This window comes from Erwinia sp. S38 (assembly GCF_016624545.1).
GTDB lineage: Bacteria > Pseudomonadota > Gammaproteobacteria > Enterobacterales > Enterobacteriaceae > Erwinia > Erwinia coffeiphila.
Window position 1 is genome coordinate 78,382 of sequence record NZ_JACVTS010000002.1, and the last position, 24,834, is coordinate 103,215.

General features: G+C 54.0%; 21 protein-coding genes. 8 read left to right on the forward strand and 13 right to left on the reverse strand.

Translation table 11 applies throughout. The annotated features are described in order from the left end of the window. Nucleotides 1-59 precede the first annotated feature (59 nt). From IBT46_RS02450 to pdeR, 3 genes are all read left to right on the forward strand, one after another. A complete protein-coding gene (locus IBT46_RS02450; protein WP_200543718.1) occupies nt 60-2,009 on the forward strand; it encodes an exoribonuclease II in 1,950 nt (649 codons plus the stop codon). A 177-nt stretch (nt 2,010-2,186) separates the two neighbouring features. Next, entirely contained in the window at nt 2,187-4,268 is a 2,082-nt protein-coding gene (locus IBT46_RS02455) for a carbon starvation CstA family protein (protein ID WP_200543720.1), read from the forward strand. A 254-nt stretch (nt 4,269-4,522) separates the two neighbouring features. Then, on the forward strand, nt 4,523-6,508 hold the full coding sequence (gene pdeR, locus IBT46_RS02460; protein ID WP_200543722.1) for a cyclic di-GMP phosphodiesterase: 1,986 nt from the start codon (nt 4,523-4,525) through the stop codon (nt 6,506-6,508). A gap of 19 nt (nt 6,509-6,527) precedes the next feature. On the opposite strand, the gene IBT46_RS02465 is transcribed toward pdeR, so the two are convergent. Next, nucleotides 6,528-7,397 carry a crotonase/enoyl-CoA hydratase family protein gene (locus IBT46_RS02465; protein WP_105594726.1) on the reverse strand — a complete coding sequence of 290 codons (870 nt, stop codon included), beginning with the start codon at nt 7,395-7,397 and terminating at the stop codon, nt 6,528-6,530. Between the two features lie 176 nt (nt 7,398-7,573). Beyond that, nucleotides 7,574-8,272, reverse strand: a complete 699-nt coding sequence (gene araD, locus IBT46_RS02470; protein ID WP_200543725.1) for an L-ribulose-5-phosphate 4-epimerase — start codon at nt 8,270-8,272, stop codon at nt 7,574-7,576. A 316-nt stretch (nt 8,273-8,588) separates the two neighbouring features. Here araD and osmB point away from each other — a divergent pair, with 316 nt between their 5' ends. Beyond that, complete coding sequence (osmB, locus tag IBT46_RS02475; protein ID WP_105594728.1) at nt 8,589-8,804, forward strand: osmotically-inducible lipoprotein OsmB; 216 nt, start codon at nt 8,589-8,591, stop codon at nt 8,802-8,804. 157 nt (nt 8,805-8,961) lie between these two features. Here the strand turns inward: osmB and yciH are convergent, their stop codons facing one another. From yciH to pgpB, 5 genes are all read right to left on the reverse strand, one after another. After that, nucleotides 8,962-9,288, reverse strand: coding sequence for a stress response translation initiation inhibitor YciH (gene yciH, locus IBT46_RS02480; protein WP_200543727.1), 327 nt, complete (start codon nt 9,286-9,288; stop codon nt 8,962-8,964). Further along, the gene (gene pyrF / locus IBT46_RS02485) at nt 9,288-10,004 is read right to left on the reverse strand and encodes an orotidine-5'-phosphate decarboxylase (protein ID WP_200543729.1); all 717 of its coding nucleotides are present in this window, start codon (nt 10,002-10,004) and stop codon (nt 9,288-9,290) included. Before pyrF ends, yciH begins: the two co-directional genes overlap by 1 nt. Nucleotides 10,005-10,306: 302 nt before the next feature. Continuing rightward, nucleotides 10,307-11,476, reverse strand: coding sequence for a lipopolysaccharide assembly protein LapB (gene lapB, locus IBT46_RS02490; RefSeq protein WP_200543731.1), 1,170 nt, complete (start codon nt 11,474-11,476; stop codon nt 10,307-10,309). Nucleotides 11,477-11,482: 6 nt separating this feature from the next. Continuing rightward, nucleotides 11,483-11,791, reverse strand: a complete 309-nt coding sequence (locus IBT46_RS02495; RefSeq protein ID WP_105594732.1) for a LapA family protein — start codon at nt 11,789-11,791, stop codon at nt 11,483-11,485. A 171-nt stretch (nt 11,792-11,962) separates the two neighbouring features. Then, nucleotides 11,963-12,724, reverse strand: coding sequence for a phosphatidylglycerophosphatase B (gene pgpB / locus IBT46_RS02500; protein WP_200543733.1), 762 nt, complete (start codon nt 12,722-12,724; stop codon nt 11,963-11,965). Between the two features lie 229 nt (nt 12,725-12,953). Here pgpB and ribA point away from each other — a divergent pair, with 229 nt between their 5' ends. Next, nucleotides 12,954-13,544: a GTP cyclohydrolase II gene (gene ribA, locus IBT46_RS02505; protein ID WP_105594734.1), complete on the forward strand. Its 591-nt coding sequence runs from the start codon at nt 12,954-12,956 to the stop codon at nt 13,542-13,544. A 106-nt stretch (nt 13,545-13,650) separates the two neighbouring features. Here the strand turns inward: ribA and acnA are convergent, their stop codons facing one another. From acnA to topA, 5 genes are all read right to left on the reverse strand, one after another. Beyond that, nucleotides 13,651-16,335 (reverse strand): aconitate hydratase AcnA, encoded by a 2,685-nt coding sequence (gene acnA / locus IBT46_RS02510; protein ID WP_200543735.1) that lies wholly within the window; start codon nt 16,333-16,335, stop codon nt 13,651-13,653. 488 nt (nt 16,336-16,823) lie between these two features. Beyond that, complete coding sequence (locus IBT46_RS02515) at nt 16,824-16,991, reverse strand: hypothetical protein (protein ID WP_200543737.1); 168 nt, start codon at nt 16,989-16,991, stop codon at nt 16,824-16,826. A gap of 2 nt (nt 16,992-16,993) precedes the next feature. Further along, nucleotides 16,994-17,158 (reverse strand): YmiA family putative membrane protein, encoded by a 165-nt coding sequence (locus IBT46_RS02520; RefSeq protein WP_200543739.1) that lies wholly within the window; start codon nt 17,156-17,158, stop codon nt 16,994-16,996. A gap of 489 nt (nt 17,159-17,647) precedes the next feature. Then, nucleotides 17,648-18,622 carry an HTH-type transcriptional regulator CysB gene (gene cysB, locus IBT46_RS02525; RefSeq protein ID WP_105595191.1) on the reverse strand — a complete coding sequence of 325 codons (975 nt, stop codon included), beginning with the start codon at nt 18,620-18,622 and terminating at the stop codon, nt 17,648-17,650. 262 nt (nt 18,623-18,884) lie between these two features. After that, nucleotides 18,885-21,482, reverse strand: coding sequence for a type I DNA topoisomerase (gene topA, locus IBT46_RS02530; RefSeq protein WP_200543741.1), 2,598 nt, complete (start codon nt 21,480-21,482; stop codon nt 18,885-18,887). A 398-nt stretch (nt 21,483-21,880) separates the two neighbouring features. On the opposite strand from topA, the gene IBT46_RS02535 reads away from it, so the two are divergent. Beyond that, nucleotides 21,881-22,132 carry a DUF2498 family protein gene (locus tag IBT46_RS02535; RefSeq protein ID WP_200543743.1) on the forward strand — a complete coding sequence of 84 codons (252 nt, stop codon included), beginning with the start codon at nt 21,881-21,883 and terminating at the stop codon, nt 22,130-22,132. 30 nt (nt 22,133-22,162) lie between these two features. Here the strand turns inward: IBT46_RS02535 and sohB are convergent, their stop codons facing one another. Then, a complete protein-coding gene (gene sohB / locus IBT46_RS02540) occupies nt 22,163-23,212 on the reverse strand; it encodes a protease SohB (RefSeq protein WP_200543745.1) in 1,050 nt (349 codons plus the stop codon). 221 nt (nt 23,213-23,433) lie between these two features. On the opposite strand from sohB, the gene IBT46_RS02545 reads away from it, so the two are divergent. Next, nucleotides 23,434-24,195: a YciK family oxidoreductase gene (locus tag IBT46_RS02545; RefSeq protein WP_200543747.1), complete on the forward strand. Its 762-nt coding sequence runs from the start codon at nt 23,434-23,436 to the stop codon at nt 24,193-24,195. Then, a complete protein-coding gene (cobO, locus tag IBT46_RS02550) occupies nt 24,195-24,785 on the forward strand; it encodes a cob(I)yrinic acid a,c-diamide adenosyltransferase (RefSeq protein WP_200543749.1) in 591 nt (196 codons plus the stop codon). The genes IBT46_RS02545 and cobO overlap by 1 nt, the downstream gene beginning before the upstream one ends. The last annotated feature ends 49 nt before the right edge of the window (nt 24,786-24,834 follow it).

Here is a 24,834-nt window from a genome sequence, read left to right on the forward strand (position 1 = left end):
GAAGCGGTTAATCGCGTAAAACTGTCTGCCGCTCTTAGGCCACGAAAACTGTTGAAATTATGTTCCAGGATAACCCGCTGCTCGCGCAGCTTAAAGAGAAACTCCACTCCCAGACACCTCGCGTTGAGGGTGTGGTAAAAGGCACGGAAAAAGGCTTTGGCTTCCTGGAAGTCGATGCTCAGAAAAGCTACTTTATCCCGCCGCCGTTCATGAAAAAAGTGATGCACGGTGACCGCGTTTCAGCGGTACTGCAAACCGATAAAGATCGTGAAGTGGCCGATCCGGAAACGCTGATCGAGCCGTTCCTCACCCGCTTTGTTGGCCGGGTGCAGCGGAAGGACAAAGACGACCGTCTGTCCATTATTCCCGATCATCCTCTGCTCAAGGATGCTATCCAGTGTCGCGCTGATCGTAGCGTGAAACATGATTTCCAGAACGGTGACTGGGCTGTGGCCGAGATGCGCCGCCACCCGCTGAAAGGCGACCGCACTTTCTACGCCGAGCTGACCGAATTTATCACTACCGGTGATGACCATCTCGCCCCGTGGTGGGTGACACTGTCACGCCACAATCTGGAGCGTGAAGCACCGGATGTCGCCACGCCGGAAGAGATGCTGGATGAAAAGCTGGAACGTGAAGATCTTACCGCCCTGAATTTCGTCACCATCGACAGCGCCAGCACCGAAGATATGGACGATGCGCTGTACGTGGAAGAAACCACCGATGGCGAACTGCTGCTGACCATTGCTATTGCCGATCCAACGGCCTATGTGCTGCCGGGCAGCAAGCTGGATAAAATCGCCGCCGAACGTTCGTTCACTAACTATCTGCCGGGCTTCAATATCCCGATGCTGCCGCGCCAGCTGTCGGACAACATCTGCTCGCTGCGCCCGAACGAACGCCGCCCGGTGCTGGCCTGCCGCGTGAAAATTGCCGCAGACGGTACGCCTGCCAGCGACATTCAGTTCTTCGCCGCCTGGATCGAATCCAAAGCCAAGCTGGCTTACGATAACGTTTCCGACTGGCTGGAAAACGACGGTGCCGGTGAATGGCAGCCGGAGAGTGAAGCGATTGCTCAGCAGATCCGTCTGCTGCATCGTCTGTGCCTGGCACGCAGTGAATGGCGTCAGAGCCATGCGCTGGTGTTCAAGGATCGCCCTGACTTCCGCTTCCTGCTGGGGGAAAAAGGCGAAGTGCTGGATATCATCGCTGAACATCGTCGCATCGCTAACCGCATCGTTGAAGAGTCCATGATTCTGGCCAATATCTGCGCTGCGACCGTGCTGCGCGATAATCTGGGCTTCGGCGTCTACAACGTGCATTTAGGCTTCGATCTGGTTAACGCCGAGCAGGCCGCTGCCGTGCTGGCCAACCACGGCATTACCGCCGACCCGGCGGCGATTGCCACGCTGGAAGGCTTCCGCGAGTTGCGTCGCGAGCTGGATGCCCTGCCTACCCAGTTCCTGGACAGCCGTATTCGCCGCTTCCAGTCGTTTGCCGAAGTCAGCATTGAACCCGGCCCGCATTTTGGTCTGGGTCTTGAGGCATATGCAACCTGGACTTCACCGATCCGTAAGTTCGGCGATATGATCAACCATCGCCTGCTGAAAGCGATTATTAAAGGTGAAGCAGCTGAGCGCCCTGCTGATGAGCTAACGGTGAAAATGGCCGAACGCCGCCGCCAGAACCGCATGGCAGAACGTGATGTCGGCGACTGGCTCTATTCTCGCTTCCTGCAAAAGGCGGCGGGTACTGACCAGCGCTTCAGCGCCGAGATCATCGATGTTTCACGCGGCGGCATGCGTGTTCGCCTGCTGGACAACGGCGCGGTCGCCTTTATCCCGGCTCCGTTTATTCACGCGGTGCGTGATGAGCTGGTGTGCAGCAATGAAAACGGCTCCGTGATGATCAAAGGCGAAGTGGCTTATCGCGTTACCGACGTTATTGAGGTCACCATCGCCGAAGTGCGCATGGAAACCCGCAGCGTGGTAGCTCGCCCGGCAGCATAAAACTTAATGCGGGATAACTAATCAGGTTATCCCGCATTATTTCTCTCTACTTCCCTGCGTAAAAAATCCCCGACAGTTCACACTTCCTGACTGATTACCTTCCTATTACATTTCATTACACTATTTTTAACTTGCTGATTCCTTCTCCCCTTTGCGGTTCTTACAAGGAGTAATGTGATGAAAAACGTCAAGGCAAGTTTGATCTGGATTGCCGTGGCCATCGTTGGTGCCTGCGCGTTTGCGATGCTGGCATTGAATCGAGGCGAACCGGTTAACGCACTGTGGCTGGTAGTGGCTGCCGTTGCCTGCTACAGCATTGCTTATCGATTCTACAGTCTGTTTATTGCCCGCAATATTTTTGAGCTGGACGATCGGCGTATGACGCCCGCCGAGCGTAAAAATGACGGTCTGGACTACGTTCCCACCAACAAATGGGTACTCTTCGGGCATCACTTTGCCGCTATCGCCGGTGCCGGGCCGCTGGTCGGACCGATCCTTGCCGCCCAGATGGGCTTCCTGCCCGGAACACTGTGGATCTTGATCGGCGTAATGCTAGCCGGCGCGGTACAGGACTTCTTGATCCTGTTTATCTCCACCCGCCGCGACGGGCGCTCGCTGGGGGAAATGGCTCGCCAGGAACTCGGTGCTTTCGCCGGGGTGATCACCATGCTCGGTGCGCTGGGCGTAATGATAATTATCCTTTCTGCGCTGGCGCTGGTGGTGGTGAAAGCGCTGACCAACAGCCCGTGGGGCATGTTCTCCATTGCCGCCACCCTGCCGATTGCTTTGTTTATGGGTATCTATATGCGCTTCCTCCGCCCCGGCCATATTGCGGAGGTGTCGCTGATCGGCTTCGTGCTGATGATGGCGGCGATTATTTACGGCGGTGATATTGCTCTTCATCCCTTCTGGGGACCGTTCTTTACCCTGAAGGGCACCACCCTGACGCTGGTGCTGGTGATCTACGGCTTCGTGGCTTCAGTATTGCCGGTGTGGTTGCTGCTGGCACCGCGCGATTATCTGTCTACTTTCCTGAAAATCGGGGTGATCGTCGGTCTGGCGGTGGGTATTGTTTTTGCCATGCCGGAAATGAAAATGCCGGCGGTGACGCGTTTTATTGACGGCAGCGGGCCGGTGTTCTCCGGCGGCCTTTTCCCGTTCCTGTTTATTACCATTGCCTGCGGTGCCATTTCAGGCTTCCACGCGCTGGTTTCGAGTGGCACAACGCCGAAACTGGTGGAACGCGAAAGCCACATTCGTATGCTCGGCTACGGCGCGATGCTGATGGAATCCTTCGTCGCCATTATGGCGCTGATCTGCGCCTCGGTGCTGGACCCGGGGATCTACTTTGCGATGAATGCCCCGGCGGCGCTGATTGGCACCACGGTAGAAAGCGCCGCGCAGGCGATTAACGGCTGGGGCTTTGTCATCACGCCGGAGGTACTGACCGCTATTGCCCGCGACGTGGGGGAAACCTCGATTCTTTCCCGCGCAGGTGGCGCTCCGACCTTTGCCGTTGGCATGGCGCATATCATCACCGAGGTATTTAACAGTCGGGCGATGATGGCCTTCTGGTATCACTTTGCCATTCTCTTTGAGGCGCTGTTTATCCTGACGGCGGTTGATGCCGGTACACGCGCCTGCCGGTTTATGGTGCAGGACCTGGCGGGTACCGCTATCCCGGCGCTGGCGAATAACCGTTCCTGGTTCGGCAATATTATCGGGACAGCGGTGGCCGTTTCCGGCTGGGGCTTCTTCGTCTACCAGGGCGTCATCGATCCATTAGGCGGGATTAATACCCTGTGGCCGCTGTTCGGCATCGGCAACCAGATGCTGGCTTCGATGGCGCTGATTCTGGGTACCGTGGTGCTGTTTAAGATGAAAAAACAGCGCTACGCATGGGTGACGATTTTGCCGACTGCCTGGCTATTCGTGACCTCAATGACGGCCGGATGGCAGAAAATCTTCCACGAAAAACCGTCGATCGGTTTCCTCGCCCAGGCGAAGAAATTCTCCACCGGTATCGATCAGGGCGTGGTGATTGCCCCGGCAAAAAGCATCGCGGATATGCAGACCATCGTGATGAGTAACCAGATTAACGCAGCGCTATGCGGCTTCTTTATGCTGGTTGCTGTCACTATGTTGATTTCGTCTTTCTTCGTGATCCGCCGCGCTCTGCAAAGCAGCCAGCCAACCACGCACGAAAGCGAGATTGTCCTGCGCGGTGAAACAGCACAGAGTACGGCGAATCGTCTCTGACTTTAGCGGCTAACACGCTGTCCATGCCCGGCACTTGATGCATTATTTTTCTGAGGGCATGTTACACAATCCAACAATTGCGTTATTGTTACTAATGAGTCTCCTCGATCGAACGGTCGGGGAGATTTTTTATTTATCCTGATTTAATCAGTCTGGATTAATTGCTATTGTGTCTCGGGATTCTGCAACCGGCTAATACTGTTGCTAAAATAAGAAGATACCATCTGCACTGCATCACCAAGGAGAAAGAATAAATGACCGATGAACAGGGGCAAACGCTGCTATACGCCTGGTTTGGCACCAGTAGCCCTTATTGGCATTTACGCTCCGACAGCGATGCACTGCACTTCGCTCAGGAAGAGAATGGTGAAACCAATATCGCCGTACCGCTGAATGCCGCACAGGCCAGAATGGTTCGCGAGATGACGGTGGTCACGTCCAGTATTAACCTCTCGCTGTCGCTTTACGGCACCCCGATCTCAATGCATCTGGTTGGCCGTAAAATCAGCCTGACTGACTGGGCAGGTACCGCTTCAGCCTGGGGAGATACCTCCGCAGTTGCGCGTGACTTAGCCTTAGGACTTTCTTTTGCCGAGCAGGTGGTTTCCGAAGCCAACTCGGTGATCGTTATCCTCGATCAGCACGGTAATATTCAGCGCTTTAACCGCCTGAGCGAAGAATATACCGGCCTGAAAGAGCAGGAAGTGATTGGTCGCAATGTGTACCAGCTGTTTATGACTCGACAGGAAGCGGCATCCTCTCGTCGCAATATCAGCACCTTCTTCCGTGAAGGCAGTTCGTATGAAGTTGAACGCTGGATCAAAACGAAGATGGGACAGCGTCTTTTCCTGTTCCGCAATAAATTTGTTCACAGCGGCAGCGGTAAAAATGAAATTTATCTGATCTGTTCGGGCACGGATATTACTGAAGAGCGCCGCGCTCAGGAACGGCTGAGAGTACTGGCTAATACCGATACGATTACCGGACTTCCCAACCGTGCCGCAATTAATGATCGCATCGCCGAGGTACTGGAAACCCGCGACACCGAGCAGGTCGGCGTCGTTTATCTGGATCTGGATAACTTCAAAAAAGTTAACGACGCTTACGGCCATATGTTTGGCGATCAGCTGTTGCAGGCCGTCTCGCTGGCGATCCTGAGCTGCCTGGAGAAAAATCAAACGCTGGCGCGCCTCGGCGGTGATGAGTTTATCGTGCTGGCAGAAGATACGTCTCAGGCCGCGCTGGAAGCGATGGCCTCCCGCATTATCGACCGGCTGAAGCAGACCTTCCGTATCGGTCTGATTGAGGTGTATTCCGGCTGTTCAATCGGTATCGCCATTGCCCCACAGCACGGCGAGGATCGCGACAGCCTGATCCGCAACGCCGACACGGCGATGTATACCGCGAAAGAAAACGGTCGCGGCCAGTTCAGCGTATTCTCTACCGAAATGAACCAGCGAGTTTTTGAATACCTCTGGCTGGACACGAACCTGCGCAAGGCGCTGGAGCTGAGCCAGTTAGTCATTCACTATCAGCCAAAACTGGACGTTGACGGCACCGTCAGCAGCGTTGAGGCGCTGGTCCGCTGGCTATCTCCGGAACGCGGCCTGCTTCGCCCCGATCGTTTTATCTCCTACGCCGAGGAATCGGGGTTAATTGTTCCGCTGGGCCGCTGGGTGATGCTGACCGTGCTGGAACAGATCCTGGAATGGCGCAAACGTGGGATTTTCCTGCGTGTGGCGGTCAACGTCTCCGCGCGGCAGCTCATCGATCAAAGTATTTATACCGACCTCAAGCTGGCGCTGGATGAAGCCGGGCTGGAAAGCTGCCCGATTGATATCGAACTGACCGAAAGTTGCCTGATGGAAAATGAAAGCCAGGCACTGGTGCTGATGGGCGAATTCCAGCAGTTAGGTGCATCTGTGCATCTTGATGACTTCGGCACCGGCTATTCTTCGCTGTCGCAGCTGGCGCGCGTGCCGATTGATGCCATTAAACTCGATCAGAGCTTCATTCGTAACGTCGACGAAAAAGCCGTTTCGCAATCGCTGGTACGGGCCATTGTTGCCGTTGCCCGGGCGCTGGATTTACAGGTGATTGCCGAAGGAATTGAAACCGAAGAAGAAGAGGCGTTCGCACTGGCCTGCGGGGTAGACGTGCGCCAGGGCTATCTGTATGCGAAGCCAATGCCCGTTGATGAGCTTGAGCACTGGCTTGCGCACTACCTTGTTAAAGCCTGATTATGGTTGATTAACGCACTTAACCCGCTTTCAGCAAGGTTTGAGCACTGTGGCGGTTTTGTAAGTTAACCAGACGCTCCATATAGGCGATGTCCTTGGGCTCCAGACTGAAGGCGAAATCAACCCAGTCTTCGGTGATGTCCATCAGTTCAGCGCGGGTCAGCTGAAGCACGCGCTGGCGTGCTTTCAGCATCGCCCGCACGCCGTTCAGCTTCGGTCGCAGCGTATCAATAAAGGTACGCGTACTGTGGTAAGCCTCGTCCGGCTGGAAAAGACGATCAACCAGCCCACGCGTTTCAAACCACTCTGCGGTGTGTGATTCACCTTCGCAAATCAGCTCCTCTGCCAGCTTCATACCTGCCCGTCGGGCAACCAGCGAATAGCCGCCCATCCCGGGGAACAGGTTAAAAGCAATTTCCGGGAAGCCCATCCGCGCGGTGTTCTGCGCCAAAATAAAGTGATGTGCCAGTGCCGCTTCAAATCCGCCCCCCAGCGCACTGCCCTCGACCATCGCAATGGTTACCGCACCGGTATCAAATCCTCTTGCCGCCGCGTGAATGCAGTCCACGCAGGCACGAGCATAAGCCCGCAGCGCCTCGCGGCGGCCGTTTTTGATCGACTCCACAAAGAAGCTGAGATCGCCTCCGGCATTAAACATGCCGGGGACCAGTGAGCCGGTAACCCAAAAATCGATAGCCAGCCCCGACCGCTGTGCCGCATAGCTGAGATTCATGATCTCCTCTATCAGCTGGTGGTTGAAGCTCGGGCGCGGCTGCGCACGCAGCAGCATCCACATGGTCCGGCGCTCCTCCTCATAGTATGCGGAGAGCTGGGTCATCTGTCCGGCTTCACTGAACAGTCTGCAGGTAGTCTGGTTTACAACGGTCATATTATTATCCTCGATTAGTCATGCGTTCAGTACGCAGCTCCAGCCTAATCGACAGGATGTTTACACTAAATGGCTGTTTGATTATTAAAGCAAATTAGTAAATTTTCAGACAAAAAGTGACAATAAACACCCGGATAAAATGGCCGCCGACGGTAAGAAACTCCCGACGTTAAAAATCACTTCTGGCCGTAGTAGGCTCCGGCACCGTGCTTACGCAAATAGTGTTTATCCAGCAAGGTTTGCTGCATCACCGGCAGCTCGGGCGCAAGTTGTTGACTGAAGATGCCCATATAGGCCACTTCTTCCAGCACAACGGCACTGTGTACGGCATCGTCTGCGCTTTTACCCCAGCAGAAAGGACCGTGCGAGTTAACCAGTACAGCGGGAATAGCCAGCGGGTCGATTTCCCGGTCGCGCAGGGTTTCAATAATGACCTGCCCGGTTTCCCATTCGTACCGTTCTTTGATTTCAGCATCAGTCATCTTACGCGTGCAGGGTACGGCACCGTAGAAGTCATCGGCATGCGTTGTCCCCCAGGCGGGAATGTCCCGGCCGGCCTGTGCCCAGATTGTAGCGTGGCGAGAATGTGTATGGACAATTCCACCGATATCTGGCCAGGCCAGATATAAAGCGCGGTGAGTATCGGTGTCTGAAGATGGCCGTTTAGCACCTTCCACCACCCTGCCGCTTTCCAGCTCCACCACCACCATATCGTCACGCTGCATCTGCTCGTAGCTCACCCCGGAAGGTTTAATCACCACCAGTCCCTGCTGGCGATCGATGGCACTGACGTTGCCCCAGGTGAACGTAACCAGGCCGTAGTGCGGTAGCGCGAGATTAGCTTCCAGTACCTGCTGTTTCAGTTGTTCAAGCATCGTTGACTCTCCGATTAGATCCGTGAGTCATTGTCGGCGCAGGCGATAAATGCGGGTATGGAGACAATAGCTGGATAAAGGCAGTTTCCGGCTGTCCACGGCGTTCTGTGCTGCCGGTCCGCGCTAATATTCGGAATTTTTACCTGGGCAGTACAGCTGTAGCTTCTAAAATTAAAGTAGATAGTAAATTTTCGTGATAGTCAGCGGCCTAACTGTTGGCTGTAGCGCTGGAAAAACAGACAGTTTCAGGCCGAAAATCCGGGTATCCACTATACTTAACCGGGTAATCAGTCGCTGCAATTGAGGAGTACTCACTATGACAAACACTGCAAAACGCCTTACCGCTGCAATGCTGGCGGCAACACTGGTTCTTTCCCTCAGTGCCTGTTCAAACTGGTCTAAACGCGACCGTAATACGGCAATCGGTGCCGGTGCGGGGGCAATAGGTGGTTCGATTCTGACTAACGGTAGCGGATTAGGTACCGTGGGCGGTGCTGCCGTCGGGGGTATTATCGGGCATCAGGTTGATTAATATATTTAGCTGTTGATATCTCTGGTCACCTGAGCACATTCAGGAAACATTTGAGGCCGCTTATAGCGGCCTCAAATTTGCTGACTCAGTCTGATTACTGAACTCATGCGGCGGGCTACGCAGACGGGAAGACGATGTATCCTGCACAGGCTACATTTCAGCCTCCGGCGAGTTTAACCTTATGGCCTTTGGCCTCCAGCAGCGTTTTCAGCAAATCGCGCTTGTCGCCCTGAATTTCAATCACGCCGTCTTTTACCGCACCGCCGCAGCCGCATTTTTTCTTCAGCTCGGCAGCCAGCTTTTCCAGTTCGCCATCGTCCATATCAATCCCCGAGATCAGGCACACGCCCTTCCCCTTACGGCCGCTGGTCTGGCGCTGGATTCGAACAATTCCGTCACCTTTAGGGCGCTGCGGTTTCTCTTTAACTTCGTCGATGCGACCACTGGCGGTTGAATAGACCAGCCTGCTGTTATCGTCTGCCATTATGCCTCCCGGATTGAGGTAAGGATGTCTTGCAGCGTCGCCGCAGGATTAGCCGACTGGGTAATAGGACGCCCGATCACCATATAATCAACGCCGGCCTGTGCCGCCTGCTGCGGAGTCATAATACGGCGCTGGTCACCTACATCGCTGCCAGCCGGTCGTATTCCCGGAGTAACTAACTTAAATTCCTGGCCAATAACCTGCTTAAAGCGGCTGGCTTCCTGCGCTGAACACACCACGCCATCCAGCCCGCACTGATGTGTCAGCCGCGCCAGGCGTTCGGCCTGATCGGCAGGAGATAACTCGATCCCCAGACCGCGAAGGTCGTCCGCATCCATGCTGGTCAGCACGGTGACGGCGATCAGCAGAGGGGCGTCTTTACCAAACGGCACCAGCGCCTCGCGGGCCGCGTTCATCATCCGTGCTCCGCCGCTGGCGTGGACATTCACCATCCACACGCCCAAATCAGCCGCTGCGGCCACCGCATGTGCCGTGGTGTTCGGGATATCATGAAACTTGAGATCAAGGAAGACGTCGAAACCGCGCTGTTGCAAATCGCGCACCAGCTGCGGGCCGAACAGGGTAAACATCTCTTTCCCTACTTTCAGGCGGCAGCTGCCGGGTTCAATCTGGTCGACAAAAGCCAGTGCAAGGTCGCGATCGGCATAATCTAACGCTACCACAATCGGTGAGCCGGTAAGCTGAGGTGAATGCATCAATAAACCCTCTTTAGGTGGAGCACCGCATGGCGCAAACGGAATAGTCGCAGGAATTCAGCCAGGCGTCACAGGCCGTTGGCTGAAACGGAAAGCGGAAACGGCAGGCATTTTACCTGCGGATGGCGCAAATTCACAGTTAACCCGTTGAGAATTATTAGCGATGAGCGGTGGATGCCCATTCTTCCCTGCGAGGCCTTACGACTGGGATGCTGCTGGCATCGTACAGTTAAAAAAAACAATTAGTATGTTGTAACTAAGTCGAAACGGAAATGGACAATAAATCGGCGCGGATGCCGGGATTATTGTCCGTCCAGACCACGAATCGGCTTTACCGAAGACCAGGCGCGGCACGACGGGCAGTGCCAGTAAAGCGCATGGGCGGTAAAACCGCATTTGTGGCAGCGATAGCGCGGCTTGGTGCGAATTTGCTCGCCCACCATATCGCGCAGCACCATCAGGCTCTCTTTCGCCCTCCCGTCTTCGGCTTCCTGCAGGTTGAAGTCCATCAGCCGGTGGAATACGCGCATGGTAGGATGTCGCTGTAGCTGGCGGGTGATATAGGTCTGCGCCACGTCCGCCCCTTCGTCGCGGTCCAGAATACCGGCAAGGTAGAGTTCGGCGGCCGCACCCGTATTCTCCTCCACGCAGCGCTTGAGATAATCGCGCCATGCCTTTGGCTGATTCAGGTGTTCGAAGCAGGTTTCCAGCATTTCCAGCGTCTCGCTGACCAGTTCCCTATCCTGTTCAATGACCCGCTGCAGGTGCACTACGGCTTTGGCATAATCGCCTTTCGCCATAAAAATCCGCCCCATCATAATAGAGATGCGGGCGCTGTTGCGATCGGCGGCTTCGCCCTTCTTCAGCAGGTTCATTGCGCGATCAAGATCGTCACTGCCCATGGCCTGCAGCGCCAGCTCACAGTAGAAATGGGCGATTTCCATTTTCTTCTGCTCTTTGCCCAGCTTCACCAGCCGTTCCGCGACTTCGATCGCATTTGGCCAGTCGCTGGTGGACTGATGAATAATCAGCAGCTGCTGGAGTGCGCCAATGCGAAAGTCGGTTTCTTCAACCAGTTGCCCGAACATCTGTTCAGCACGATCGTATAAACCGGCCACCATGTAATCGCGCCCCAGCTGCTGGATTGCAAGCAGCCGCTGATCGTAGGTCAGAGAAGCACTTTCCATCAGGGCCTGGTGGATGCGGATGGCGCGGTCAACTTCACCACGGGAACGAAACAGGTTGCCCAGCGTCAGGTGAGCCTCAACCGTACCGCTGTCTTCTTTAAGCATGTCTAGAAACAGGTCGACGGCTTTGTCCTGTTGATTCGAAAGCAGGAAGTTCACCCCGGCCACGTAATCGCGTGACAGGCGGCTCGCTTCCTGTTGCTTATCCTGTTGCGCACTTCTGCGCCCCATATACCAGCCGTAGGCGGCGGCTACGGGGAGTAACAGAAACAGCAGTTCCAACATAAATGATTATTCCTTGACGGCTGGCGTTCTTGACGCCGTCCCGGCAGCATCCGTCTGCCCGATCTGATGCTGCAATCGCTTAAGCTTACGCTGGCTGTTAGCCAGTGCAACGCGAACACGTAGCCAAAACAGACCACATATTGCCCATCCCAGCAGAAAGCCCACGGCAAACAGCGAAGCCAGCAGTGTAGAGATACGGAATTCACCCTGCGCCAGCAGATAGTTGAAGGTGACGACCTGATCGTTGTGCGCACCCAAAGTGACTGAAATGACGAAGATCGCCAGAACCACTAAAAAAATCAGCAAATATTTCACAGTTCATCCCGTAATCTGATGTTAATCAGATGAATTATGCCAAAAAAAACGCCCTGATGCTTGTGTTGATACTCGCAGATTTCAGGCGCCGCACTAATTCCCTGCCCCCATCACGCCATTATGCAAAGTCGTTGATAGTTATGGGGGCAAAAAATTGACTTACAATCGACATCACTCATTTTCTCGCTGGTTGATTTCCTTCTGTTCCTGCGGCAGCACGCTCAGCGGACCGCAGAAACGCTGGGCGAGCCAGGTTGCCAGGGTTATAAACAGCCAGCTCAACAACGTAGATACGATAAGATCCTGCGGCCAGTGCATGCCCAGCATCAGTCGGCTGCCCATCACCAGCGAGGCCCAGCATAGCAGCAGAATAATTGTGGCATAGCGCCGACGCGGCCACAGCAATCCTACACCAAGCAGCGCCCAGCTGGCAGCAAACATGGTGTGTCCTGAAGGGAATGAAAATCCGGTTTCAAACGCCCAGTGCCGTTTCAGCCAGCCGGGCAGCTGCGTATTATCTTCTACCGCCTCTTCGACCAGGTGACTGCGCTGTTTGCGTTTTAATTCATAAAAGTACTCATTACTGACACCCTCGGCTTTTTCCAGCCACAAAACGTATGGGCGAGGCTCCTGCACCCGATCTTTAATCAGGCTTTTGGTGTACTGGCCGACAAGGATAGTGCCAACCAGAATGGCCAGCAAAAATACCGCCGGTTTGAAGCGGAAACGTAAACACCAGAGGAACCAACCGCACAACACCACGCTGGTAATAACGCCCCACGGACGGGTGACCGTCTCGGTAAACCAGAACAGGATCAGATATCCCCAGCCCATTTCACCAGGCTGCCACTGCCAGCCAGAAAGCGCGATCAGCACGGGCATTGTCAACAGGAGGAGCATCCCGATCGTGGTTCGTCTGAGAATTTCAGGCATCTTTCTTCCTTAAAAAGTTCGGTTATTTCTCTGGATTGATATAACAATAGTAATAAAAATAATAACATATACGTTGAGATGGTGATAATTGTGCGTTATCACTGGATAGCTCAAACATGTTAACCTTCGCACCGCGGGTTATGGCAAAATAGCACGCATTGTTAGCCGTCAGGCAACTGACACTGCGCCATCTGATGATAGCGTACACCTGAAGTTTCTGGAGAGTCACATGCAGCTTAAACGGGTGGCAGAAGCCAACCTGCCCACGCCCTGGGGCGATTTCCTCATGGTCGGTTTTGAAGAACTGGCAACCGGGCACGATCATGTTGCGCTGGTTTATGGTGATGTTTCTAACAGCGAACCGGTACTGGCGCGCGTTCATTCCGAATGCCTCACCGGTGATGCGCTGTTCAGCCTGCGCTGCGATTGCGGTTTCCAGCTGGAAGCGGCGCTGACGCACATCGCCGAGCAGGGCCGCGGGATTCTGCTTTATCATCGGCAGGAAGGACGCGGAATTGGGCTGCTGAATAAAATTCGCGCCTACGCGTTGCAGGACAAAGGCTATGACACGGTAGAAGCCAACCATCAGTTGGGATTTGCCGCCGATGAGCGCGACTTTACCCTGTGCGCCGATATGTTCAAACTGCTTGGCGTTGACGAAGTGCGTCTGTTGACCAACAATCCGCGCAAGGTAGAGATTCTTACTGAAGCGGGCATCAATATCGTTGAACGCGTTCCGCTGATTGTGGGCCGTAATCCGAATAATGCGCACTACCTCGATACCAAAGCCGAAAAAATGGGCCATCTGCTGTCGAAGTAATACCCGATACGGAGCACATTGCTCCTGAAGACGTAAAAAGCCGCTACTTTTGATAGCGGCTTTGTTCTTTTCCCGGCAGTCGATATGGCCAGGGAACTGCGAACAGTCAGTCGTGCAGCATATTACGGATCACGTAATGCAGAATGCCGTCATTTTGGTAGTAGGTCAGCTCGTTGCCGGTATCAATACGGCAGCGTGTATCCAAAACGTCTTTACTGCCGTCCGCTCGCGTTAGTGTCACTTTTACCGTCGTTCCCGGTTTCAATTGCTGGAGATCCGCAACATCAATCAGCTCATCGCCGGTGAGTTTCAATGTTTTCCGGGTTACGCCCTGCGGAAACTCCAGTGGCAGAATCCCCATACCGATCAGATTGGAACGGTGAATGCGTTCAAATGACTCGGCAATCACGACCCGAACGCCCTGCAAACGCGGCCCCTTCGCCGCCCAGTCGCGGCTGGAGCCGGAACCGTACTCTTTCCCGGCAATGATGGCCAGCGGGATGCCTTCTTCCCGGTAACGCATTGCAGCGTCGTAAATCGCCAGTTGTTCATTGCTGGGGATATGCCGCGTAATCCCCCCTTCCACTCCCGGCACCATTTCGTTGCGGATGCGAATGTTAGCGAAGGTTCCACGCATCATCACTTCATGATTACCGCGCCGCGAGCCATAGGAGTTGAAGTCGGTGCGTTCAACACCGCGATCCAACAGATAACGCCCCGCCGGACTTTCGGCCTTGATGCTGCCCGCGGGAGAGATATGGTCGGTGGTGACCGAATCGCCGAGCATCGCCAGAATACGCGCGCCTTTGATATCTTCTACCGGCTCCGGTTCTTTTGCCATCGTGTCAAAGAACGGTGAAAGACGGATATAGGTCGAGTCGTTATCCCACGAATAGGTTGCCGCCTCGCTGACCTGAATTTGCTGCCACTCAGGCGTCCCGGCAAACACTTCGGCATACTCTTTGTGGAACATTTCGGTCGACACCATCTGCACCGCAGCGGCTATTTCTTCCGGCGACGGCCAGATATCCTTCAGATAAATCGGCCTGCCGCTGGCATCTTCACCGAGCGGATCGGTTTGCAGGTTCAATTTCATATTGCCGGACAGCGCGTAGGCTACCACCAGCGGCGGTGACGCCAGCCAGTTGGTTTTCACATACGGATGGATACGTCCTTCAAAGTTACGGTTACCCGACAGCACGGCACCGACGGTCAGATCGCCCTGACGGATGGCACTTTCAATCTCATCCGGTAACGGTCCTGAGTTACCGATGCAGGTCGTACACCCGTAACCCACCAGGTTGAATCCCAGGCGATCGAGGTAAGGCGTCAGGCGGGCGGCAGCAAGGTAGTCAGAAACCACTTTCGATCCCGGTGCCAGAGAGGCTTTGACCCAGGGCTTGCGCTGTAGCCCAAGCTCGGCGGCCTTTTTCGCCAGCAGTCCGGCGGCCATTAGCACGCTGGGGTTTGAGGTATTGGTGCAGGAGGTGATGGCGGCAATGACCACCGCCCCGTCCTCCAGCTGATACTGCTGTCCGCTGCGGGCATCGCGATAGGTGACGGCCTGATGGTCTTTCTGCGCGTGATTAACCTCCAGCTCGTTGCTGGCGCGGAAGGCAGCGGGAACGTCGCCCAGCGCCACACGATCCTGAGGACGTTTAGGACCTGCCAGACTTGATTCCACTTCACCCATGTCGAGAGACAGGCTGCTGGTAAACACCGGTTCGTCGCCGGTATGTCGCCACATCCCCTGCGCGCGGGCATAGGCTTCTACCAGCGCCACCTGCTGGTCGCTGCGGCCGGTCAGCTTCATATACTCCAGCGTTACGCTATCAACCGGGAAGAAGCCGCAGGTTGCACCGTATTCCGGTGCCATATTGGCGATGGTCGCCCGGTCCGCCAGCGGCAGATCCTTCAGGCCATCACCGTAGAACTCAACGAACTTACCCACTACGCCGTGCTTACGCAGCATCTGGGTTACGGTCAATACCAGATCGGTGGCGGTGATGCCGGGTTTGAGCTTGCCGGTCAGCTTGAATCCGACCACGTCCGGGATCAGCATCGAAACGGGCTGCCCCAGCATCGCGGCTTCGGCTTCTATACCGCCCACACCCCAGCCCAGCACGCCAAGAGCGTTAATCATGGTGGTGTGGGAATCCGTGCCGACCAGCGTATCAGGGAACGCGACCTCCCTGCCGTTTTGGTCCTCGTGCCAGACAGACTTGCCAAGGTACTCAAGATTCACCTGATGACAGATCCCGGTCCCCGGCGGCACCACGCTGAAGCGGTTAAAGGCTTTCTGCCCCCAGCGCAGGAAAACGTAGCGCTCGTGGTTGCGCTCCATTTCAAGCTGCACGTTATCTTCGAAAGCATCGTCATCGCCAAAGCGGTCGACGGTAACGGAATGGTCGATAACCAGATCGACGGGCGATAGCGGGTTAACCTTCGCCACATCGCCCCCCAGACGCTTCACCGCTTCACGCATCGCGGCCAGGTCCACCACCGCCGGTACGCCGGTAAAGTCCTGCATCAGAACGCGTGCCGGACGATAGGCAATTTCGCGATCGGCATGCGCGTCCTTCAGCCAGTCAGCAATGGCGTGGATATCTTCCTCGGTAACGGAGTCTCCATCCTGCCAGCGCAGCAGATTCTCCAGCAGAACCTTCATTGACTTAGGCAAGCGGTCGATATCGCCCAGTTTAGCGGCGGCTTTGACCAGACTGAAGATGTGATACGGTTGGCCGTTAACGTTCAGCGTATCCTGGCTGATTTCACGTAGGGTGCTCGACATTGCTCCTCCTTTCTTATTTTGTTCGCTCTCCCTGCCGCATAACCGGACTAAGTGCAGGGTTTGCTTTAAAGATAGTACAAAAAGGAGTTAACAGTTTGATTACAACACAAAATGCCACATTGAAAAACGCAAAACGCCCCGCCAACGTTGTCAGCAGGGCTTCAGGTTAATCACTCAGGTTATTTATATTGATGCGATTATTCTGCATCAGCATGCAGACAGGCGGCGTATTATGATAAGAATTCATAATTCGAATTAAACGCTAATTACGGATAATCATACTGGAATTATTGAGCCATATTCATCTTTGTTGATAACGGTATCTCACGTTATCATTTACACAAAAACCATCTATTTACCGGCAGGTAAAAATACTTCCCAAAGTAATTACATTTCACCTTAAATGTTTACCAGAAGTTACTATTGATAATTAGAATCACTCAGGAAGGCAGAAGCCGGATATGAAATTTCTCATTACCCGGCTTGATTTAGTTGGCTTTTCCATCTTCAATAATTGATTGGATAAATTTTAGCTGCATCTCATTCAGACACCAGGCTGCGGGAATAATCACCTGGGAAATCTTCTCATCATTGCCAAAATCGTCATCGACTTCGGCAATGCGGTTAACGTTCAGCTTGCCGTTCAGGAGCTGCATAGTTAGTTCCAGAGGTTCCAGACCATTGTAACGACCAGTACCCAAAACAGGAAAGAGCCTGCGAAGAGCGCCAGCCAGGCGTTACGCTTGAGGTTGTCGCTGCCGCTATGCTCAGCATCCTGTGGCTCGTGACCGAAGTTGGACTGTACAGATAATCTAGTAGCCATAATTGATACTCACTCTCATTAACACAATGTTTCAACCAGTAATTGGCACAAATCCTAATCAGCCGGTTGCCCAAGATCCAGTCATTTTCATTAAACTAAACGCTTAAAAACATTAGTAAGTCACTGAAGAACTTTAATAAGGTGTTTTAAGTTAATCATTCAGCATAAAAACTTTATCACTCTGGTATGTACCCTGCGTCAACTCGGCAGTGTCAGATATCAGAGCCCCCTTTACCTGGCTAACCAACGCAATCCTCTGCTCGTTGGCGTTGGATATATTATGGGAATAGTCTTAATTTTTCGCAAAGATTAGCGACGAAAAATGTGTACTATTTCTCACTTCATCAATAAGAATGGAAGAACATGTGATAGAGATTTCATTTATTACACAGAAATGAAAGAAACTAACTATGGCAGTGAAAGGCGGGAGCTTTCATTAAGTTCAGACCCGTTACAATCTGAACTTATGATAATTAGAAACAAAGGTAATTATTTGGCCGGCAATTTAATATCTTTAAACATTGCCTCAATATCTTCATTTGAGCGCAGTCCAACGGCGGTGTCGACCACGTCACGCGTCAGATGCGGAGCAAAGCGCTGTATAAAGTCATACATATAGCTGCGCAGGAAGGTACTGCGGCGGAAGCCGATTTTTGTGGTGCTGTAGGTGAACACGTCGGTTGCTTCAATTCGCACCAGATCGGGATCGGATACCGGGTCCACCGCCATGCTGGCGATAACGCCCACCCCCAGCCCCAGACGCACATAGGTTTTGATCACGTCGGCATCGGTCGCGGTGAAAACGATGCGCGGCGTCAGACCAGCACGGTTAAATGCCGTATCCAGTTCGGAACGCCCGGTGAAGCCAAAGGTGTAGGTGACCAGCGGGTATTCTGCCAGCTCTTCAATCGACACTTTCGATTTACCGGCCAGCGGGTGATCCGGCGTGACCACGATTGCACGATTCCAGTGATAGCACGGCAGCATAATCAGATCGTCGTAAAGGTGTAGCGCCTCGGTGGCAATGGCAAAATCCGCATTGCCCTTAGATACGGCTTCAGCAATCTGAGTCGGCGACCCCTGGTGCATATGTAACGAAACGCGGGGATAGCGTTCAATAAAGCCTTTGATCACATTGGGCAGTGCGTAACGTGCCTGTGTGTGGGTGGTGGCAACGTACAGTGAACCTTTGTCCGGCCAGGTATGCTCGCCGGCAACCGATTTAATCGCATCGACTTTTGACAACACTTCGCGGGCAATACGGATGATTTCCTGCCCGGCGGGTGTCACCTGAGTCAGGTGCTTACCGCTTCGGGCAAAGATTTGAATGCCCAGTTCATCCTCCAGCATACGAACCTGCTTACTGATGCCGGGTTGAGAGGTGTACAGCCCTTCGGCCGTTGAAGAGACATTGAGGTTGTGGTTAACCACCTCAACGATGTACCGCAGCTGCTGCAATTTCATTTTTCATTCCGTCCAGGGTCTGAAGCAACGTGCCGAAAACCCTACAGAAGAAGACACCAGAAATCTGGTCAGCGTCAGGTTAGCGGTCTAATGCGATTTAATAATAAGAAGAGGGATATCTATAACAACTATATCAAAAATGTGGGATATGTATAGCGTCAGCAGGGAAACATTCATCAACAATCGGTTAGATTATCAGCAAAGTGACCATTCAGGGACAAACCGCAACGGCCTGCCCCTGAATGGGAGAAATCAGCGTGGATTACTTCTTGCTAACTTCCCATTTTCCATCAACGAAGAAGGCCGACCAGCCGGTAGCTTTGCCGTCTTTTTCTGTGCTGACGTACTGCTGTTTGGTTTTACGGCTAAAGCGAACGACGGCCTTGTTGCCTTCATCGTCCGTCGCTGGCGCATCGGCCAGATAGCGCAGCTTTTCAGGCAGACGGTCGCGGAAGCGCTGCAGCTCTTCAACCTGAGGCGCACGGGTTTCGCGCGATTTAGGGAAGGTGTTGGCTGCCAGGAATACGCCCGCCGCACCATCGCGCAGAACGAAGTAAGCATCTGATTTTTCGCACGGCAGCTCCGGCAGCGGAACCGGATCTTCCTTCGGCGGCGCAACTTCACCATTACGCAGAATTTTGCGCGTGTTCTTACAGTCGTCATTGGTACAGGCCATGTACTTACCGAAGCGCCCCATTTTCAGGTGCATTTCGGAACCACATTTCTCGCACTCCACGATCGGGCCATCATAGCCTTTGATGCGGAATTCGCCCTGTTCAATTTCGTAACCGTCACACTCCGGGTTGCTACCGCAAACGTGCAGCTTACGCTGATTATCAATCAGATAGCTGTCCATCGCCGTGCCGCATTTCCGGCAGCGGCGACGCGCACGCAGCGCGTTAGTTTCCGCATCGTCACCCTCAAGAATATTTAACACTTCATTCTCAGGGATCAAATTAATGGTCTGCTTGCAGCGCTCTTTCGGCGGCAGAGCATAGCCGGAACAGCCGAGGAACACGCCTGTACTGGCAGTACGGATACCCATCTGGCGCGAACAGGTCGGGCACTCGATCGAAGTCAGCACCATCTGGTTGGGCTGCATGCCGCCCTCTTCCGGGTCCTTTTCCGCCTGCTCGAGCTGCTGGCTGAAATCGCTGAAGAACTTATCCAGAACGGCCTTCCACTGCGCCTCGTTATTCGCCACCTTGTCGAGGTTATCTTCCATGTTGGCGGTGAAATCATAGTTCATCAGTTCGCGGAAGTTCTCTTCCAGACGATCGGTAACGATTTCTCCCATCTTCTCAGCATAGAAACGACGGCTTTCCACTTTAACGTAGCCGCGATCCTGAATGGTTGAGATGATCGAGGCATAGGTAGAAGGACGACCAATACCGCGCTTTTCCAACTCGCGCACCAGCGAGGCTTCGCTGAAACGTGCCGGTGGTTTGGTGAAGTGCTGGCTTGGCGTCAGCTGCTGCAGGTTCAGCTCGCTACTCACGTCAACCGGAGGCAGGGTGCGATCTTCATCGCCCTTACGCAGCGCCGGCATCACCCGGGTCCAGCCGTCGAAACGAAGCGTGCGGCCCTTAGCTTTCAGTTTGAAATCGCCGGCCGCTACGGTCAGGGTGGTAGAGTCATACTGCGCAGGCATCATCTGACAGGCCACGAACTGGCGCCAGATCAACTGGTACAGTTTCTGCGCATCCGCTTCCATGTCTTTCAGTTGTTCAGACTGAATGTTCACGTCGGAAGGACGAATCGCTTCGTGCGCCTCCTGCGAGTTGTCTTTGCTGGTATAAACGACAGGAGCTTTTGGCAGATACTTCGCGCCAAATTCTTTTTCGATATAGCCGCAAACCATGCTTACCGCATCCTGACTCAGATTCGTCGAGTCGGTACGCATATAGGTGATATGGCCCGCTTCATACAGGCGCTGAGCCATCATCATGGTTTTTTTAACGCCGAAACCAAGACGAGTACTTGCCGCCTGCTGCAGCGTTGAGGTGATAAACGGGGCACCAGGCTTACTGCTGGTTGGTTTGTCTTCACGATCGGCAACAACATAGCGCGCTTTTTCCAGAAGGCTGACAGCTGCCTGAGTTTGCTCACCGTTCACCGGACGGAAGGGTTTATCACCCTGATGCGTGACCTGCATTGGCAAGTCCGCGCCTTTCGGCGTGGTCAGCGCGGCATTCAGTTCCCAGTACTCTTCCGGAACGAAGGCTTTAATTTCACGCTCACGCTCCACTACCAGACGCACGGCAACGGACTGAACGCGGCCGGCAGACAGGCCACGAGCGACTTTCTTCCACAGCAGTGGTGAAACCATATAACCCACCACGCGGTCCATAAAGCGCCGCGCCTGTTGGGCATTTACCCGATCGATATTCAGCTCGCCAGGCTTTTCGAACGCCTGACGAATTGCATTCTTGGTAATTTCGTTAAACACCACGCGGCTATAGCGTGAATCATCGCCACCGATCACTTCCCGCAGGTGCCATGCAATGGCCTCTCCTTCGCGGTCAAGGTCCGTTGCGAGATAGATGTGGTCAGCGTTCTGCGCCAGTGATTTCAGTTCAGCAACCACTTTTTCCTTGCCCGGCAGGATTTGATAATTTGCCTCCCAGCCGTGATAAGGATCGACGCCCATGCGGTTTACCAACGCCGCCTTTTCGTCTTTTTTGACCTTTTTCGCTGTTTTACTGGTTGTAGAGTCAGCGCTCTTTTTAACCGTTGATCCACTCGTCGGCAAATCGCGGATATGACCGACGCTGGATTTAACCACGTAGTCATTGCCGAGATATTTATTGATAGTTTTGGCTTTTGCCGGGGACTCAACTATTACGAGAGCTTTTCCCATAGTTACCTTTACCTGATTAAAACATCCGAGAGTAAGTAGTGCCGTCCAGGCCTGCGCTGCACATTGAAGATAGAGCTATCGGGAGAATGATACCGATCCCGGATAACTTTTTATCAATTTTCGTGCCATTACAAGTCTTTTAACACATTGATAAACGGTACTATTTACTACCTGTTAAGCGAATCTCTAACAAAGCGTAAACTCACTTTTACGCCCGGAACCCGAAACGCCCACACTCTACCTGATAAAATCTGTTACGCAACTTAATTAGCATCAAGCGCAGATTTCCGCCAGAAAAGGCTGTAAAAAGAGACAGTTTTCTATACCACCACCATGATTGCGGATTTATCAGCCAGGCGTACAATACCCGGCAGCGGAATCACTATAAAGGAGGGAATATGGATCTGGACCAGCAAACTATCGATCGCAGCAGCCTGCTGGCAATCGCCAATCAGATGATTGCCGAGCACAAAGACTTTTTTGACGGCATGGCCACAACGGGCGTTGAGCAAAAGGGTGAAGTGCTGATTTTTAGCGGTGACTACTTCCTGGATGAACAGGGCCTGCCCGGTCCCCACAGTACTGCCGTATTTAATGTGTTCAAATTTTTAGCGGTCGAGCTTTCGCCGAAATACCGACTCGACGAATAACGCCCGCCTGAACGGGCGCTGTCTGACGAATTACAGCAGGGGTTTTTCGCCGCGCTGCCAGAGGCGGAGCAGCAGACGTTCAGCGCTGGCCATCGCACTTTGTGTAAAACGATCCATCATGCGTTTACGTTGAGCAAAACGCACGCCGATGACCTGGCGCTTCTCGATGTGTTCCAGCAGCAGATCGTCACTGGTACCAATGGCATCAACCAACCCTTTCTCCAGTGCCTGGCTGCCGTACCAGTGTTCACCCGTGGCCACGCTGTCAATATCCAGCGACGGGCGCATCTGATGAACAAAATCCTTGAACAGCTGATGAGTTTCGTTGAGATCCTGGCGGAATTTTTCGCGACCGGCGTCGGTATTTTCCCCCAGCATGGTCAGCGTCCGCTTATATTCCCCGGCGGTATGCAGTTCAAGGTCAATATCATTGCGCTTCAGCAGTCGGTTGAAGTTAGGGATCTGCGCCACTACGCCAATCGAACCGATAATCGAGAACGGCGCGGCGACGATACGTTCTGCCACACAGGCCATCATGTAACCGCCGCTGGCCGCCACTTTATCGACAGCAACGGTCAGGGGGATTCCCTTATCGCGCAGGCGCTGCAGCTGCGATGCCGCCAGGCCATAACCGTGTACCACGCCGCCGGGGCTCTCCAGGCGCAGAAGCACTTCATCGCCGCTGCGGGCTACGGCAACCACCGCAGAGATCTCTTCGCGCAAAGAGGTGACTTCTCCGGCGTCCATACTGCCTTTGAAGTCGAGCACAAACAGCGTCGGTTTGCTTTCCGTCTTCAGACCGCCCTGTTTTATCTGCTGCTTAGCCAGCTTGTGCTTCAGTTTTTCTGCCTTCTTTCGTTCCTTGATCCACTGCTTCTGCTGCTCTGGCTCGACCTTAGCCAGTTGCATGTCGTCACGCATTTCGCGGTAACGGTCGCTCAGATGCGTCAGCCGGAGCTGGCCGGTCTGGCTTCGCTTGCGGGCTGCAAGATTGGCAATAACCAATGCAATGGCGGCAATAGCCACCACTACGGTGACGGTTTTCGCTAAAAAGAGTCCATAATAAGAGAGTAGTTCCACTCAATCCGCCTTAATTAACATTGTATTAGTGTTGATCCAGTGTAACCGACTCTCGACGATTGGTCGCCTGCAACCCGGTAACATGGCATTAACGGGCAGGTCCAGGATTGCACTCGCCCCATTTTTCAGGCATAAAGCATTTAATTCTATGTTCTGCAAGAACTTACGCTGGCCCTACTGCCGGCGACGCTGCGGACACTTCATCGCCAGAGGATTCTATCGTGCATTATCAACCGAAAAGCGATCTGCTCAACAACCGAATTATTCTTGTCACCGGTGCCAATACCGGCATCGGTCGCGAAGCCGCTCTCACCTACGCCCGCTATGGCGCACAGGTCCTCCTGTTGGGCCGCAATACAGAACAGCTCCAGCAGGTTTGCGATGAGATTAATCAGCATAACCTTCAGCCTGCTTGCTGGTTCGCGTTAGATTTGGAAACGGCCACGCCGGAAAGCTGCCAACATTTGGCTGAGGATATTGCGCGCGTGGTGCCGCGACTGGACGGCGTGCTGCATAACGCCGGACTGCTCGGCGAAGTGGTGCCGATGACCGAACAAAACCCGGCCGTCTGGCAGCAGGTGATGCGAGTCAATATTGACGGCACCTTTTTCCTGACTCAGGCGTTGATCCCGCTGCTGCTGAAATCCGCGTCGGCTTCACTGGTGTTCACTTCATCCAGCGTCGGCCGCCAGGGCCGTGCCGGATGGGGGGCTTATTCCGTCTCTAAATTCGCCACCGAAGGTATGATGCAGGTTCTGGCGGAAGAGTACGACAGCCGCCAGCTCCGCGTTAACTGCATCAATCCGGGTGGAACCCGCACCCGCATGCGCGCCAGCGCCTTCCCGCAGGAAGATGCGATGAAGCTGAAAACGCCTGCAGATATTATGCCGTTATATCTGTGGCTGATGGGCGACGACAGCAAGCGCAAAACCGGCATCAGCTTTGACGCCCAGCCGGGGCGAAAACCAGGGGCGGCAGAATAATGTCGGAAGAACGCCACCAGCAGCGCCAGCAGCGGCTGAAAGAACAGGTCGATGCGCGGATTGCCGCCGCCACGGAAACACGTGGCATCCTGATGGTCTTCACCGGCAACGGCAAAGGGAAAACCACTGCCGCTTTCGGTACAGCCTCTCGCGCCGTCGGGCATCAGAAACGTGTCGGCGTGATCCAGTTTATTAAAGGTGAATGGCCTAACGGCGAGCGTAATCTTCTTGAGCCACACGGCGTTGAATTTCAGGTCATGGCGACCGGATTCACCTGGGACACGCAAAACCGCGCCACCGACACGGAGGCCTGTCTGAAGGTCTGGCAGCATGGCAGGCGGATGTTGCAGGATGCAACGTTGGATCTGGTGCTTCTGGATGAGTTGACCTATATGGTCAGCTTTGATTACCTGCCTCTCCAGGAGGTGATTGATGCACTACAGCAACGGCCTGCCCATCAGAGCGTCATTATTACCGGGCGAGGTTGCCATCGCGAACTGCTTGAGCTGGCGGATACGGTCAGTGAAATGCGCCCGGTTAAACATGCATTTGATGCCGGAATTCAGGCTCAGCAGGGAATTGACTGGTAAATATAGTGCATAAAAAAGGGCCCTCAGGCCCTTTTTATTCGCGAGACAG

What these genes read in the sequence shown, in the direction of transcription:
- topA (WP_200543741.1), bottom strand. Translation starts at nt 21,482, where the DNA reads ATGGGAAAAGCTCTCGTAATAGTTGAGTCCCCGGCAAAAGCCAAAACT.
- IBT46_RS02520 (WP_200543739.1), bottom strand. Translation starts at nt 17,158, where the DNA reads ATGGCTACTAGATTATCTGTACAGTCCAACTTCGGTCACGAGCCACAG.
- IBT46_RS02515 (WP_200543737.1), bottom strand. Translation starts at nt 16,991, where the DNA reads ATGCAGCTCCTGAACGGCAAGCTGAACGTTAACCGCATTGCCGAAGTC.
- ribA (WP_105594734.1), top strand. Translation starts at nt 12,954, where the DNA reads ATGCAGCTTAAACGGGTGGCAGAAGCCAACCTGCCCACGCCCTGGGGC.
- pyrF (WP_200543729.1), bottom strand. Translation starts at nt 10,004, where the DNA reads ATGCATTCACCTCAGCTTACCGGCTCACCGATTGTGGTAGCGTTAGAT.
- cobO (WP_200543749.1), top strand. Translation starts at nt 24,195, where the DNA reads ATGTCGGAAGAACGCCACCAGCAGCGCCAGCAGCGGCTGAAAGAACAG.
- IBT46_RS02450 (WP_200543718.1), top strand. Translation starts at nt 60, where the DNA reads ATGTTCCAGGATAACCCGCTGCTCGCGCAGCTTAAAGAGAAACTCCAC.
- pgpB (WP_200543733.1), bottom strand. Translation starts at nt 12,724, where the DNA reads ATGCCTGAAATTCTCAGACGAACCACGATCGGGATGCTCCTCCTGTTG.
- pdeR (WP_200543722.1), top strand. Translation starts at nt 4,523, where the DNA reads ATGACCGATGAACAGGGGCAAACGCTGCTATACGCCTGGTTTGGCACC.
- cysB (WP_105595191.1), bottom strand. Translation starts at nt 18,622, where the DNA reads ATGAAATTGCAGCAGCTGCGGTACATCGTTGAGGTGGTTAACCACAAC.
- araD (WP_200543725.1), bottom strand. Translation starts at nt 8,272, where the DNA reads ATGCTTGAACAACTGAAACAGCAGGTACTGGAAGCTAATCTCGCGCTA.
- IBT46_RS02535 (WP_200543743.1), top strand. Translation starts at nt 21,881, where the DNA reads ATGGATCTGGACCAGCAAACTATCGATCGCAGCAGCCTGCTGGCAATC.
- IBT46_RS02465 (WP_105594726.1), bottom strand. Translation starts at nt 7,397, where the DNA reads ATGACCGTTGTAAACCAGACTACCTGCAGACTGTTCAGTGAAGCCGGA.
- IBT46_RS02455 (WP_200543720.1), top strand. Translation starts at nt 2,187, where the DNA reads ATGAAAAACGTCAAGGCAAGTTTGATCTGGATTGCCGTGGCCATCGTT.
- acnA (WP_200543735.1), bottom strand. Translation starts at nt 16,335, where the DNA reads ATGTCGAGCACCCTACGTGAAATCAGCCAGGATACGCTGAACGTTAAC.
- lapB (WP_200543731.1), bottom strand. Translation starts at nt 11,476, where the DNA reads ATGTTGGAACTGCTGTTTCTGTTACTCCCCGTAGCCGCCGCCTACGGC.
- osmB (WP_105594728.1), top strand. Translation starts at nt 8,589, where the DNA reads ATGACAAACACTGCAAAACGCCTTACCGCTGCAATGCTGGCGGCAACA.
- yciH (WP_200543727.1), bottom strand. Translation starts at nt 9,288, where the DNA reads ATGGCAGACGATAACAGCAGGCTGGTCTATTCAACCGCCAGTGGTCGC.